A 12984-nucleotide genomic window follows, 5' to 3' on the forward strand; every position below is an offset into this window, starting at 1 on the left:
GGTGTGTAGGTTTCCCATGATCATTGACACTGGTTCCTGTGGGAACGCTGAAATCCGGGCCAGATGCGCAACGGTTGCGTCGGCCCGGGGCGCTCAGTTCTGGTCCATCTCGCCGGTCTGGCGGTCACTGTAAGTAGCAGGGGCACTCGCTGGAGTCCGGCCAGACAGTGCTGATCCGCTCTCCAGAAGGCTGATGAGATGTCGTGCCTCATCGAGGAAAGTGACTCCTGCCGGTGAGACGGATAGAGGGCTGGTTCGCGCGATCACAGTGAACTCCAGAGTCCGTTCTACGGTGCGCAGTTGGTGGCGCAGGGTGGGCATAGGGACTCCGAGTGCCGCTGCCGCAGTCGTCAGGCTGGAGTGTCCTGGCATCTGAAGGAGGTTGCGCAACCGCGAGAGGCAGTTTCTTGTCCTGCTGACACGCTGCATTTCAGGCGAGAGCACGACGTTCAGCGGGGCAAAAGGGTTCGAGCAGAGTCCCTTGGGCCAGCGAGGGATCCCCCAACGTCCTAGTTGCTTCGAAACGCAGTCCTTGTGAACGCCGAGTTCTCGCGCAATATCGCCGCAACTGCGCCCCTTCGATGCGTACTCCTTCACCAGCCACTCGCGAGTCACCAAGGCGGGGACGATGGGAGGAATGCCGGAGGTGGAACGGGAGGTGATCTTGGCCTCGTTGAGGGCTCTCCGGACGGTCGTGTGACTGCATCCTGCAAGCTGCGCAATCTGGCAGGGGGAGATCCTCTGCTCTTGATAGAGCTGCCTCAGTTTCGGAGGTGAGAGCGGTCCTTGGCGCGGAATGTTGCGGCCTGGGGCAGGTGAGCGTGACACAGACGGGAGGGCGGCACTAATTCCGGTTGCCTCAAGATGCAGCAGGACATGGTCCTCGCCGATACCCAGGATGGCAGCGATCTCTGTGAGGGTGCGTCCCAGCGTCATCATCTCGGCGAGCTCGACGTTGTTAATGCGATCGGGATCTGCGCCCGGGAATTCAACCTCGCTGAGCCAGGAGGATGGTGGCTGCCAGAGCACAGGTTCATCGATGCCGTGGGATCTGAGGTTTTCGGTTGCCTGCTGGAGGACGAAATCTTTGAGCTCGATGGTGATTTGATGTGCGAGGTTCGCATTCCAGGTTGGGGTTCGGGACGATGTCCCAGGATCGGCGCCGAGAAGCAGTTTGAGGAGGTGCCACCGCAGTCTCTCAATCTGCACTGGTCCGATTCTCAGACCGCGTCGTCGCGAGTATTCTTGGAATCTATTCAGGTCGAAAGTGATCGTATTCTCGGAGAAGATGGCCCGTCGGCGGTGATAGTCAATAGGAACCGGGTTAGCATCCAATGCGCGGGCCAACAAGACGATGAGCGAGGCAAGCTCATCGGATCGCTGTTTCTCAAGTGCTGTGTTGAGCGCGTCCTTGTTGCTGAACGTACGCGGGTTTCCCAGCAGCTGAGCTGCTTGCGGGTAGGTCCACATTGTTCCGGGCGTCAAGAGCAGTGTGGCGCATGCCCGGCGCAGTCCCGAAAGCCGAAAGAGTGGGGCAGGCAGTCGGGGCAGTATACGCATGGTCCAAGCGGGCCAGAGCATCGCAGGCAGTTTGGAGGCCCGACGCTGCACATCTTCTTCGGTAAGGGTCGGCCAAGCCGGGGAGTCTGTGGTGGTGCCGTAACGCAGACGGGCCGTCCAACTGAGTTCATGGGCCACTGCAACCAGAGCGCGCGAGGTCACCTTTGGGCCGACTGGCGCCCAGTCCGCAAGCCAGGCTGTCGGATGTTTTGTGCGCTGCCGGTGGGAACGACTACTCGTCATCAACCAGGCGAAGACAGCATCGCTGTCATCGCGTTCACGATGCACTGCAATGTTGGCAATTGCGGTGCCGACAGCGGCATTATGAGCATCGCCCCCGCCCTGGAGGCTAGGAAATTCAGGCAAGTCGCCTCCGCACTCCGCGAGCACTTCGCGGACAACGGCAGGAGCCGAATTCAGTGTGCTCCTGATTCCTCGTAGGGCTGAGCGGGCAAGCGCAGACAATTCCAGGCCGCGCTGCAGGGCTGTTTCGTAGTGTTCGCTGCTTTGGAGGACATCAGAGTTGACTTCCTCCTGGGTGGCAAGAATCGAGGAGCCTCGGGGAAGGGTGGGGGTAGGAGCGTGCGGAAGGTAGAAGCCGCAGCGAACAGCACGGGCGGACCCCGTGCCGTAGAGGCAGCTTGCCGCCGGAACTTCCCGCAATCGCCGTCGCCCGTGGACCAGGGGTACTTGCCTGCATTCGGGACAGCGGTCGAGCAACAGCACGCCGTGGCGGGTGCAGGCGAACGACCACGGCAGCCGCCAGGTGATCTGCCAGCGTCCTGCGGTTTCATCGAGGCAGCGGGGACAGTAGCGGGTCGTGTTGCCGGTGTGCCGCCAGTGCGGTGGCCGGTTGAGACGGCGCGTCGGGCGGTCGAGAGTGACAGCCAGACCGTCCCAGGGCTCGAGTGTCATCGCCGTGAGACTGTCTGGGCTGAGCCCCGTGCGCTTCGATAGCACTTGCCGTTCATGCTCTGTCAGGCAGCGGACCATGAGGTTGCCGCGGGCGCCGGGCAGGCCGAGGAAACGTACGAACTGAGGAAATTCTGTCCGCAGCCGACGAGCGTATGCCTCGATCCAACTGTCGAGGGCCTCGCCCTCAACAGGAGGTACCCAGAGTGGAATCCGCCCGTCCGTCCACTGCGTCATGCCGTCTGCCTGCGGTGGTCGGGCGGCTCGCTGGGGTGGCTGGTGAGCAGGCCGGCCTCGATGGCGGCTTCGAGTTCCTGGCGGGCCTCCTCTGCGGCGGCGTCGTTCTTCACGTGGTCCATCAGATCTTTGTCGAGGCGTTCGTGCCCGGTGCGGATCGCCCGCAGACAGCCTCGGTTGATCAATGACATCAGGGAGGCGAAGTGTCCGGTGGATCGGGCATAGAGGTAGTCGGACAGGTCCCGGGCGAGCATGCCGGGGTATTTATCGGCCAGGACGAGTTGCTTCTCGATCGTCTTGAGTAGGGTTCGCCACTGTCGGCGTCCCTCCTCGTCGTCGATCTGGAAAGGGAGAAGCGTGAGGGATGTAGTGCGGCGTCCGAACTGGGCGAGTTCGTTCTTCTTCCCGGAAGAGCCTTCGTGAAGGATCCCTCGTTGCCGGACCCCGACGCCAACATAGATCAGGGTAACGGGGAAGACGTTCGCCAGGTGCTTCAACTGGTTAGACATTCGCACCGAGTTGGTATTCGCACCGGCAAGGAAATGGATATCGTCGATGATGAAAGCGACGGTCCTCAGGGACAGCACAGCGTCCACTGCGCGCTCGGCCAGGGTGTCGGCGTCTCCGGTGGCCGGCAGTTCGTAGAAGCGACAGATCGCGGCGTTCAGGCCGCGGATTTGGGTGTTCCCGCTCAGCGCGATGTAGATGACCGGGACCCTGCGGTGTCCACTGGGGGTGGTCTCTCCTCGCAAGGTGATCTGATTGCGGAACAGCTTCCGGCCGTATGCGCGGACCGCAGTGCTCTTTCCGAGTCCGGGGTAGGCGTCCAGCAATGCAGCTGGTTTCGTCTTGTCCCCGTCCTGCCGGTTCGCCTCAATGATCTCGTCTAATTCGTCGTGCAGTTGGAGGAGTTGCGGAGTTTCGATTGGCCCGATGTTGGCGTGCCAGACCGCCCGGTTGTCGTTGTGCCTCAAGAGCGCTCGCGGCGAGAGGTCGGCCAGTTGGGCCCTGGTGTACTGCTCTGGCTGGGCCCGGTCCGGCCCGTTGACCTCCTGCAGCCAGCCCGGCAGTCGAGTGGGGCTGTATTGGCGGTCATCGCCCTCGAACGGCTCGGCGCCGTTCCGCGCGTTCAACGGCTGTCCCAGACGTCAGCGTAATAGTCGTCCTCATCCATGGGAGCGGACTCGTCGCCGGGGAAAGCGGCGTCGCACTCCTCGTCCTCGTCGTCGTCCCCGCCGAGATCCTCGTTCTCCGCTTCGACGGTGTTCAGGTCAAGGTCGCCGGGCTCGTCTCCTGCTGTAATACGGGCGGACGAACTCAGGGCGGCAATACGTTGCACCGACGGCAGCGAGACGACCTCGTCCTTGGCGTCCCGCGGTTCGTCGTCCTCGCCCACCAGCCGTAGCCGTTCCTGGGACAGGCGCAGGGCCATCCGTCGCTCGGTGCGGTCTGTGGCCAGTCCGACGCCCCACCGTTCGAGAAGTTCGACCAGCGCGCGTTTGGTGTCCGGGAAACGGTGCGTCTTTTTGGCAAGCTGGCGAGCGTAGACCAGCGCTTCCCGGCTGAACGGGCCGTCCAGTGCGGCTGCATGTTCCCAGTCGAGCGTGTGCCACTTCTGCGTCTCGGGGTCTTGGAAGTACACCTTCCGCATATCTCCGCGGTCCACTGCGATCGGCCACTTGCCCGCATTCACCCCACGAAACGGACTGGGCCGATTGCGGTGGCCATTCAGCCCGTCCCCGTTGTAACGCATCCCTTCGATCTCGACACCGTAGTGGTGGATCGGGACACGTTCTTCCTCCAGGAACTCCAGGGCCAGATTGGGGCGGGCCGGGATTCTCAACGGGCCCGCCCGAGTGACTCCGTGCTCGAACATGTCCAGCGGACTGAGCTGAAGCCCAGGGACCTCCGGAATCCGCAGGCCGCGGTGGTGGCGCCGGTGATACACCAGAGTGATCCACTCACGGATAATCGCTTCGAGTTCATCGATGAAGAAGAACGCCTCGTCCTCGACCTGCTCACCACGGCTATGCACGTCCGAGCCCTTGTAGCCGGGCAACGCAGCCAGCACTCCCTGGTTGAGAGTCCGGAACCAGCGCTCGATCGGCTTGTCGGTCGGTGTCTTTGGCCGCGCCGGCTGCAGCGAGATGTCCAGCTTCGCGCAGACGCTCTCGATGTGGTTCGACAGATATACCTTGCCGTGGTCATAGATGATTGTCTCGGCCGCGACAGTGGGCAGCAATGGCTGCCCGTCCCGGTCGACCAGCTTGTCAGCATCGACCACCACGGTGGAGGGAACCCCGCAGTACGGAAGCGGCTCACCCCCGCCATCCGAAACTTCCCGCGGACGAACCGTCTCGAACAACACCCCCGCCACGTCCGTCGACTTCGTCGACACCGGGGTGAGTCGGAGCCCGGTGATGCACCGGCTATAGAGATCCATGGCGACCGTGAGTTCACACCGCACCCACCGGCAGGTCACCGGCTCCATCGCGAAGACATCCAGGCAATTGGTGTCCAACACCACATACTCGCCCGGTCGTGTAGCCCGCAGCCGACCGTAAGTCCCCTTCGGGCCGTCCGCGATCGACCTCTTCCCCTTCGTGCTGCCTTCGAAAGCGTTCGTGCCTTTGGTAAGCACCCGCAGTGCCTCGTAGCCCGTCGTGCGAGCCGGAAGCGGGACTGTGCCTTCCCCGTACTCCTTGACCAAACGCTCCTCGACCTCGATCAGGATCAGGCTCCTCACCGGCCGGGAGGACTTCTCATGACCCTTCAAAACTGACCGGGTCTTCTCCAGCCACCGAGGATCGACCTTGTCAAGCACGCTCTTTTGGAGGCGGTCGCGAACCAGGCCGGCCGGGCCGGAGCTATTCACCTGACGCACCCAGTTGCGGATCGTGGTTTCGGAAACTCCCAGTTCTGCCGCCTTGGCCGCGTACCGATGCATCTTCGGGGTTCCGGGCGCGTAGTCGGGTCGTGGTTCGCCCGGCAGAGCCAGTTCCTCGCTGCCGAGTTGATAGCCGGTGCGAACCTCCTGGACATGTCGGAACTGCAGGGTCAGCTCGCCGTCATCTTTGTCGCTGAGACCACTCAGGGCAGCCGCGTCAGCAAGTTCGCCCTGCGGGGCCGGAGTAAGAATCTCAGTGGTGGGATGCGTCAACAGCACAGAGATGTCGACCTGCCGCCACTTCGGGACACCGACGCCTGAAGATGCCGGCTGGAGGAGAATCCGGCGGCCCTCAACCTCGGCGACCGTGAACTGTTCACCGTCGAAGCTGATCGGTAACCCTGGCCTCAAGGGCGTCGTCCACGTGCTCATGGGCACCTCCGCAGCACCGACTCGCCCGACAACGGACGCGACAGATCTGTCGTCAACCGCCCAGACCACAACAGAGCCATGACTGCGGGCCTCACCTCCTCGGTGGGCCTCCCTTGGGCTAACTGGCGCTCAGCCAAGGCGAGTTCCTCGCCGTCGACCAGCCGTTGCCATGCCTGCTCTGTCTCGGTTTCGGGCACCACACCGGGACGCCGATAGGCAGCCAGGAAGCGCACGTTCTCCAGCAGCACCCGAACCGCCCCGGACCAGATTTCGTAGTCCCAGCCGTGTTGTCGGAACAGCTCGCCAGGCCATGCCAGGGCCTCCACGATCTTCGGATCCTTCAAGCGGCTCGCCGGCTTGACGTTCACCACTCGCACGGTCCCCGAACGCATGACCAGCAGAAAGTCCGGAACATGGTGGCGAGTCCGGTCACCGACCCGGGCCGCCAGCCGACACGGCTGTGCATAGATCCCTCGGACTTCCGGATCGAAGTCCGCAAGCAGCAACCGGGCCAGCTCCAGGCGGCTCTCATAGAGCACGTGCCCACCCGTCGTCGCCGATGAGTACTTGCCCGAGTAGTGGGCCATTCCGTGGACCGAGCGAACAGCCCGCCACGGCTTGGACTCGGCAAAATCGGTCAATCTGAGCTGTCGGACCGGGACTTCGCGTACCAGTCCATCGTCGTACCGGATCGAGACCGAAGGAACTTTTCGCGTACGACGGGCACCGCCCGCTCTCCGCACTGCCATGCTTGAGACAGTACGGAGAGCGGGGGTTGCAGATTCGCGGCGATCGAAAAAGGCCCAGAGAGGACCGCTACTGAACGTAGCCGTTGTCAATGGAACCGCGGATTTGCCAATCCGGTGTCAATGAAGCGCCTTCACTGTCAACGAAGTCGCGGATCCTAGAAGGTGCGTCAGGCGACCGGCGCCGGGAAGGTCGGGTACTCGACGCCCGAGACGTGCTGGACGACCCGGATGACCTGGCAGGAGTAGCCGAACTCGTTGTCGTACCAGAGGTAGAGGATCGCGTCGTCGCCCTCGACCTTCAGCGCGCCCGCGTCGATGATCGACGAGTGGCGCGAGCCGACGAAGTCGCTGGAGACCGCGTCCGGCGCGCTGATGAAGTCGATCTGGCGCTTCAGCGGCGAGTTCAGGGACACGTCGCGCAGGTGGTCGAGGACCTCCTCGCGGGTGGTCTCGCGGGCGAGGCGCAGGTTGAGGATCGCGATCGAGACGTTCGGGACCGGAACGCGGATCGAGGAGCCGGTGATCCGGGCCTTCAGGTCCGGGAGCGCCTTCGCGACGGCGGACGCCGCGCCCGTCTCCGTGATGACCATGTTGAGCGGCGCGGACCGGCCGCGGCGGTCGGAGCCGTGGTAGTTGTCCAGCAGGTTCTGGTCGTTGGTGAAGGAGTGGACGGTCTCGACGTGACCGCGCAGCACGCCGTACTCGTCGGCCATGGCCTTCAGCGGCGGCACGATCGCGTTGGTGGTGCAGGACGCGCAGGAGATGATCTGGTCGTCCGGCTTGATGGTGTCGTGGTTGACGCCGTGCACGATGTTCGGGACGTCGCCCTTGCCGGGGGCGGTCAGGACGACCTTGGAGATGCCCGGACGCAGGTGGTTCGACAGGCCCTCGCGGTCGCGCCAGCGGCCGGTGTTGTCGATGAGGATGGCGTCCTTGATGCCGTACTCCGTGTAGTCGACCAGGGTCGGGTCGTCGGAGTAGATCACTTTGATCACGTTGCCGTTGGCGATGATCGTGTCGTTGTCCTCGTCGACGGTGATCGTGCCCTGGAACTGGCCGTGGATCGAGTCGCGGCGCAGCAGCGAGGCGCGCTTCACGATGTCCTGGCCCTTGCCCTTGCGGACGACGATGGCGCGCAGCCGCAGACCGTTGCCCGAACCGGCCTTCTCGATGAGGAGGCGGGCCAGCAGGCGTCCGATGCGGCCGAAGCCGTACAGCACGACGTCGCGGGACTCGCAGCGCTCGATCTTGTTCGCACCGGTCGCACCGGCGACGGCCTCGGCGGTGAACTCCTCGACCGACAGACCTCGGTCGTCGGCGCGGTGCGCCTCGGCGAGCAGGCCGATGTCGATCTGCGAGGGGCCCAGGTCGAGGGTGGTCAGCGCCTGGAGGAAGGGCAGGGTCTCGGTGATCGAGAGCTCCTCGCCTGCTATCTGGCGGGCGAACCGGTGGGTCTTGAGAATGCTCACCACCGACTTGTTCACCAGGGAGCGGCTGTGGATCAGGACCGTGACGTCACGCTCCCGGTGCAGCTTCCCGATCACGGGGATCATCGACTCCGCGATCTCCTCGCGGTGCTTCCAGTGGGTGAACGAGTCGTCGTTGACAGCAGTCACAGGCTTCTTCTCTTTCGAGCTAGGCGGTGCTCATATGCTAACCCTCCGGTTTTTGGATCACGCACGAGGTGCCTGGTGAGGGGCGGGCAGGAGGAAAACGGGGTGGCCGCCACGACAGCGAGAGAGGACCACTGAGACGCGGCACGGGAACGGATGTGCGAACCGCCCACCCCTTTTGGCAGGGTGGGGGCATGAGTACTCCGCACGACCCCGATCACCGTTCCGGCCACGGCTCCGACGCCCCCACCCAGGACCCGGGGCTGATCGACACCCCTCTCACCGCCGCTCTTGTGCGCGGTGCCCTCGACCTGGAGCGCACCGCGCACGGCCTGCTGCCGCACCGGCTCCCGGCGGCGGCCCGCGCGCAGATCCCCGACGCCCAGCTCACCATGGCGGAGGCCCAGCCCACCGGCGTGCGGCTCGCCCTGCGCACCCGCGCCACCGTCGTCGAGCTGGACACCCTGCGCACCAAGAACGCGTACAAGGGCGCCCCGGAACGCCCCGACGGCATCTACGACCTGCTGGTCGACGGCCGCCTCGCCGGACGTGCGAGCACCACCGGCGGCAACACCCTGCTGGTCGACATGACGACGGGCACCGCCGAGACGATCCCGGGCCCCGTCGGCACCGTCCGCTTCGACGGCCTCGCCGGCACGGAGAAGGACGTCGAGATCTGGCTGCCGTACAACGAGATCACCCAACTCGTCGCCCTGCGCACGGACGCCCCCGTCGAGCCCGCACCCGTGCCCCGGGGCCGCCGAGTGTGGCTGCACCACGGCAGTTCGATCAGCCACGGCTCCGACGCCGAGAGCCCGTCGACCACGTGGCCCGCCCTGGCCGCCTCCCACGGCGGTGTCGAGCTGATCAACCTCGGCTTCAGCGGCAGCGCCCTGCTCGACCCGTTCACCGCACGTGCGATGCGCGACACCCCCGCCGACCTGATCAGCGTGAAGCTCGGCATCAACCTCGTCAACACCGACGCGATGCGCCTGCGCGCGCTGGGCCCGGCCGTGCACGGCTTCCTCGACACGATCCGCGAGGGCCACCCCACCACGCCCCTCCTGGTCGTCTCCCCCGTCCTGTGCCCGATCCACGAGGACACCCCGGGCCCCAGTGCCCCGGACTTCGCGACGATGGGCGAGGGCCGCCTCCAGTTCAAGGCCGCGGGCGACCCGGCCGAGGTCGCGGCGGGCAAGCTGACGCTCAACGTCGTACGGGCCGAACTCGCCCGCATCGTCGAGCAGCGCGCGGCCACCGACCCGCACCTCCACCACCTCGACGGCCGCGGCCTCTACGGGGAGAAGGACCACGCCGAACTGCCCCTCCCCGACCAGATCCACCCGGACGCCGCCACCCACCGCCGCATGGCCGAACGCTTCGCGGAACACGCCTTCGTCCCGGGCGGCCCGCTGGCGGCACTCTGAACACCGCCCCGGTACCGACCGACGCCGGTCCGCCGGCCGTGGCGGACTCCTCGGTGGGCGGGCCTTTGCCGTGGCCGGTGGGTGAGGAGCGGCCGACCTGCCCGGGGCACGGCGGGCCCTGGCTCAAGGGGCTCGCGTGGGAGAACGTACCGAAGGAGAGGCGGCTGCACCCCGAGGAGGTCACCGAGCACCGGGCCCTAGACCTCCCGGCCCTAGACCTCCCGGCCCTAGACTTCCCGGCCCTAGACTTCCCGGCCCTAGGCTTCCCGGCCCTAGGCTTCCCGGCCCTTCCACTCGTGGGCCAGCAGCGACCACACCTCCATGTCCAGGCGGACGCCCCGGTATGCGGTGTGCTCGCGCAGCGTTCCGTCCAGGTGCATGCCCGCGCGCTGCGCCACCGCCCGGCTGCGGACGTTGACCGTGCTGTTCCACCACTCCACACGGTGCAGGTTCCGCTCTTCGAAGGCGTACGCCAGAAGGCTGCGCACGGCCGCGCCGATCAGGCCCCGGCCCTCGGCGGAGGGCTCCGACCACACGCCGATCTCCGCGGTGCCGAGCGGGGCGTCGAAGCGTACGAACATCACCCCGCCCACCAGCGTGCCGTCCAGCCAGATCCCGAAGATCCGGCCGGCGTCGGCCGCCTGCTTGTCGGCGTACCGCTGCAGGGTGGCTCGGGCCGACTCCAGGTCGGTGGAGAACGAGGCCCACGGAATCCACGGGTCGACCAGGTCCCGGGCGCGGTCGATGTGGGCCAGGAACTCGGGCGCCTGCCAGGGCTCCAGCGGGCGGAGTTCAGCGCGGTCGGTCAGCGGTACGGCGTACACGGCGGATCCTTCGGGGGTGGGCCGGAAGCGAGGTGTCCGGGCGTTCGGGCGGGCGCACCCACGATACGTAACGAACGTTGGGTACGTACACTGTGGCGCATGACACCCGCCCGAGGAGACCACCCGTGACGCCCGCCAGGGGAGACCACCCATGACGCCCGCCAGGGGAGACCACGAAGCCCGCCGCGCCGACGTCTCCCGGGCGGTGTGGCAGGTGCTGGCCGAGCGCGGCTTCGGCGGCCTCACGCTGCGGGCCGTCGCCCAGGAGATGGGCGCGACCACGGGCCTGCTCACGCACTACTTCCCGAGCAAGCGGGCCCTGCTCCAGCACGCCCTGGAGGTGCTCGACAAGCGCTCCCTCGACCGGCCGCGCCCGGCGGCGGGCCGCGCGGGGGCGGGTACCGGACTGGTCATGCTGCGTGCCGTACTGCTCGACATCCTGCCGCTCGACGCCGAGGGCGCGGCGAGCAACCGGATCTGGGTCGGCTCCTGGGACGTGGCCCTCGCCGATCCGGAACTGGCCGCCGAGCACGCGCAGCGCTACCGCCGCTCGCGCGAGCGGATCGCCGTGCACGTGCGGGCGGCCCAGGAGTCGGGAGAGCTGCCTCGGGGGCCGGTGGCGGAGGACGTGGCGGCCGCGGCGCAGGGCTTCGTGCTGGGACTGGTGGTGCAGGCCCTGTTCGCGCCGGACGAGTTCACCCCGGAGCGCCAAGTGGCTCTCGTGGACCAGTACTTGGAGAGCGTTGCCGGAGGCTCGTGAAGCGCGGCGGACGGCGTGTTCGGCGACGGCCCGCGATACTGGTGCGAGGTGTGACCGGGAGACGCGGGACGGCGGAGCAGGGGAGCGGCATGGCGGGCGAGTACGGGCTGAAGCGGCACTTCGACGGAGCGGGGGCCCGCCGCCTCGGCGTCCTCGTCCAGGGAGTCCGCCCGGATTTCGACCTCGAAGGGTATGTCGGGGAGGCTGAAGTCCGGGTCCGGGGACTGGAGTTGAAGGACCGGGTGGGAGTCCTGGCCGAGGGGCTGCGCAGCCGCCTGCCAGGCCCGTACCCCGAAGCGGTCGCCGTCCTCGTGGCCCTCCTCGGGGACGAACTCGCCGACGGGCAGGGGATGTTCAACAACAGCTGGCACCTGATGCCGGTCGCGCGCTTCGTCGAGGAGTACGGACTCGACCACCCGACCGTCTCCCTGGACGCCCTGCACGAGATCACCCGGCGGCACACCGGCGAGTACGCGGTCCGCCCCCTCGTCGAACGCCACCACGACCTCACCATGAAGCGCGTCACGGACTGGGCGCACAGCCCCAGCCACCACGTCCGGCGGCTCGCCAGCGAGGGAATCCGCCCCCGTCTGCCCTGGGCCCGCACCCTCACCGGCTTCGTCGCGGACCCCCGCCCGGTCCTGGCCGTCCTGGAAGTCCTGCGCAGTGACCCCTCCTCGTACGTACGCAAGTCGGTCGCGAACAACCTCAACGACATCGCCAGGGACCACCCGGACCTCGTCCTCGCCACGGCGCTGCGATGGACGGAGGAGAGCCCCACCCCGGAGACTGCCTGGACCGTACGGCACGGACTGCGCACCCTGGTGAAGCAGGGCAACCAACAGGCCCTCGCCCTCCTCGGCGCCACCGGTGGCGAACACGCGCAGATCCCCCGACTCGCCCTCTCCGTAACGGAGTTGACCGTCGGTGAGACCCTCGCCCTCGACTTCGACATCCGCAACACCGACGACAGCCCGCACACCCTCACCGTCGACTACGTCGTCCACCACGTCCGCAAGGGCGGCCGGACCATCCCGAAGGTCTTCAAGCTCGCCACCGTCGAACTCGCCCCCGGCGAGCGCCGGACCCTGCGCAAGCAGCACGCGGTCAGGGAGATCACCACGCGCGTCTACTACCCGGGCGAACACGTGATCGACATCCAGGTCAACGGACTGGTGCGGGCCTCCGCGAGCTTCCTGCTGAGGACACCGTGACGGCGGCGGCGAGTGGCACCTGCCGGGCGGCGGAACCGGCCGGGGGAGCAGCCCGTCGAGGCGCTGGTGCGGGCCTTCCGGGAGGAGACGGGGTGGGAGGTGGCCGAGGCGCTGCTGCTCGACGCCCGGACGTACGAGACACATCGGGGCGGTGTCGTCGGGGGCCTCACCGCGCTCTTCCCGCGGACGCCGTACGGATGCTGCGGAGCAGGCATCCGGGGCGCGGGGCTGTTTCGATGTGCGGCTCCGCCGCGTGGGCGCGCCCAGCCACCCACGCACCCGCACACCTCGAAAGGCAGGCCACGCAGCAGCGGCAGCCACACCCGGACCAGGTGCCTCCAACGCACGGACCCCGTCGGGTACCGTCTC

General features: G+C 66.8%; 9 protein-coding genes. 3 read left to right on the top strand and 6 right to left on the bottom strand.

The window, feature by feature from the left end; all coding sequences use genetic code 11:
- Nucleotides 1-93: 93 nt before the first annotated feature.
- The 5 genes from OG897_RS27520 to OG897_RS27540 form a co-directional block, all read right to left on the bottom strand.
- A complete protein-coding gene (locus tag OG897_RS27520) occupies nt 94-2709 on the bottom strand; it encodes a TniQ family protein (RefSeq protein WP_266660764.1) in 2616 nt (871 codons plus the stop codon).
- Nucleotides 2706-3842, bottom strand: a complete 1137-nt coding sequence (locus OG897_RS27525) for an ATP-binding protein (RefSeq protein ID WP_266660766.1) — start codon at nt 3840-3842, stop codon at nt 2706-2708. The genes OG897_RS27520 and OG897_RS27525 overlap by 4 nt, the downstream gene beginning before the upstream one ends.
- The gene (locus OG897_RS27530) at nt 3839-6028 is read right to left on the bottom strand and encodes an integrase (RefSeq protein WP_266660768.1); all 2190 of its coding nucleotides are present in this window, start codon (nt 6026-6028) and stop codon (nt 3839-3841) included. The genes OG897_RS27525 and OG897_RS27530 overlap by 4 nt, the downstream gene beginning before the upstream one ends.
- Complete coding sequence (locus OG897_RS27535; RefSeq protein ID WP_266660770.1) at nt 6025-6777, bottom strand: TnsA-like heteromeric transposase endonuclease subunit; 753 nt, start codon at nt 6775-6777, stop codon at nt 6025-6027. Before OG897_RS27535 ends, OG897_RS27530 begins: the two co-directional genes overlap by 4 nt.
- A 167-nt stretch (nt 6778-6944) precedes the next feature.
- On the bottom strand, nt 6945-8393 hold the full coding sequence (locus OG897_RS27540; protein ID WP_266660772.1) for a glyceraldehyde-3-phosphate dehydrogenase: 1449 nt from the start codon (nt 8391-8393) through the stop codon (nt 6945-6947).
- A 191-nt stretch (nt 8394-8584) separates the two neighbouring features.
- Here OG897_RS27540 and OG897_RS27545 point away from each other — a divergent pair, with 191 nt between their 5' ends.
- Nucleotides 8585-9817 (top strand): SGNH/GDSL hydrolase family protein, encoded by a 1233-nt coding sequence (locus tag OG897_RS27545; protein ID WP_266660774.1) that lies wholly within the window; start codon nt 8585-8587, stop codon nt 9815-9817.
- A gap of 272 nt (nt 9818-10089) precedes the next feature.
- Here OG897_RS27545 and OG897_RS27550 read toward each other — a convergent pair whose 3' ends face one another.
- Nucleotides 10090-10641, bottom strand: coding sequence for a GNAT family N-acetyltransferase (locus OG897_RS27550; RefSeq protein ID WP_266660776.1), 552 nt, complete (start codon nt 10639-10641; stop codon nt 10090-10092).
- Between the two features lie 151 nt (nt 10642-10792).
- Here OG897_RS27550 and OG897_RS27555 point away from each other — a divergent pair, with 151 nt between their 5' ends.
- Together OG897_RS27555 and OG897_RS27560 are read left to right on the top strand one after the other, a co-directional pair.
- Nucleotides 10793-11401 (top strand): TetR/AcrR family transcriptional regulator, encoded by a 609-nt coding sequence (locus OG897_RS27555; RefSeq protein ID WP_266660778.1) that lies wholly within the window; start codon nt 10793-10795, stop codon nt 11399-11401.
- Between the two features lie 50 nt (nt 11402-11451).
- Complete coding sequence (locus OG897_RS27560) at nt 11452-12615, top strand: DNA alkylation repair protein (protein WP_266660780.1); 1164 nt, start codon at nt 11452-11454, stop codon at nt 12613-12615.
- The last annotated feature ends 369 nt before the right edge of the window (nt 12616-12984 follow it).

The organism is Streptomyces sp. NBC_00237 (assembly GCF_026342435.1).
Taxonomy (GTDB): Bacteria; Actinomycetota; Actinomycetes; order Streptomycetales; family Streptomycetaceae; genus Streptomyces.

Excerpts from the sequence above, each read along its gene's own strand:
- OG897_RS27530 (WP_266660768.1), bottom strand. The coding sequence starts at position 6,028 with ATGAGCACGTGGACGACGCCCTTGAGGCCAGGGTTACCGATCAGCTTC.
- OG897_RS27555 (WP_266660778.1), top strand. The coding sequence starts at position 10,793 with ATGACGCCCGCCAGGGGAGACCACGAAGCCCGCCGCGCCGACGTCTCC.
- OG897_RS27520 (WP_266660764.1), bottom strand. The coding sequence starts at position 2,709 with ATGACGCAGTGGACGGACGGGCGGATTCCACTCTGGGTACCTCCTGTT.
- OG897_RS27545 (WP_266660774.1), top strand. The coding sequence starts at position 8,585 with ATGAGTACTCCGCACGACCCCGATCACCGTTCCGGCCACGGCTCCGAC.
- OG897_RS27535 (WP_266660770.1), bottom strand. The coding sequence starts at position 6,777 with ATGGCAGTGCGGAGAGCGGGCGGTGCCCGTCGTACGCGAAAAGTTCCT.